General features: G+C 73.6%; 1 pseudogene. It reads right to left on the reverse strand.

Annotation, left to right across the window (positions count from 1 at the left end):
* Positions 1-1,186, reverse strand: a pseudogene (locus ABT367_RS41395) (LuxR family transcriptional regulator); the annotation flags it as partial.

The raw sequence follows: 1,186 nt of genomic DNA on the forward strand, positions 1-1,186 counted from the left end.
CGGCTTCTTCACATCGATACCGCGCTCCTCCGTCCAGGAGGTCAGATACGCGGTGGAGCGGGACTTGAGCGCACCGGGCGGCCGAAGCCCGGAGCCGTCCGGCGGGACCGGATGGCCCGCGCGGGTCAGCCAGTAGCCCAACTCGCCGCGATGCGAGGGGGAGTCGAGCACACAGGCCTGCTCGTACACCGCGAGCGCGGCCTCGACCACGCCCTCGACGTCGCCGCGCAGCCAGGCCGCCTCCGCGCGTGCCGCCGCCACCGCTCCCGTCCGTTGCAGCTCGCGGGTGCGGAGTGCCATGTCCCAGGCCTGCGTGAGCAGTTCGTCGCCGCCTTGTGCGCCGCGCCGGATCCGCACCCGGCCGAGCACCGTCAGGGCGGGGCAGCGGCCCGGCACATGATCGTGCACGGCGAGCTCCGCATACCGCTCCGCCTCGTCCCAGTCGGCGGCGGCGAACCGGCGCATGGCCAGCTCCACCTGCAGATAGCTGAGGAAGCCCAAGTGCTCGGCCCGGTCCGCGAGTTCGAGCGCCGGGGCGAAGTAGCGGTCGGCCTCCGCGTACTCCAGACGCTCCAGCAGGTTCCAGAGGAGATTCGCGTACGCCCGGCAGGCGTGCTCGACCTCGCCGGCCGCGAGCGCCACCCGGAGCGCCTCCTCCAGCTGGGCACGCCCCCGCGGGTCGTCGGTGCGCCAGCGCGCGCACCCGACGTTGTTCAGCGCGTGCGACAGGATCGCCGGGTCGTCGGATGCCCGGGCAAGAGCGATGGCGCGCAGGCCGAACTCGACCGCCTCTGCGTGCCGTTCGGAGAGCATGTGCAACTGTGCGGTGTTGCTCAGCGCCAGGGCGAGCAGCCGTTCGTCCTGCGCGCCTTCGAGTACCGCGATGGCCTCCTGCGCCGCCTGCTGCGCCTCGTCGGCGTCGCCGGCCCACCAGTGGATCCGGGAGAGCCAGCGCAGATCGGCGCCGAGCGCGCGGGTGTCCCCGAGGGATCTGCGCAGGGCGACGGCCTCGCGCTGGGCGGCGACGGCAGCCGCGGAGTCCGCGATCGTGTAGCTCTCCACCGCGAACTGTTCGAGCAGAGCGGCCAGTTCGGCAGGTTCGTAACGCTGCCGGTCGCGCAGTACGAGCCGCAGCTGGGCGGCCGCCTCACGGTGGGCGCCGGTGCGCGAGGCGTCGGCGGCCGCG

The organism is Streptomyces mesophilus (genome assembly GCF_040300965.1).
Taxonomy (GTDB): Bacteria; Actinomycetota; Actinomycetes; order Streptomycetales; family Streptomycetaceae; genus Streptomyces; species Streptomyces mesophilus_A.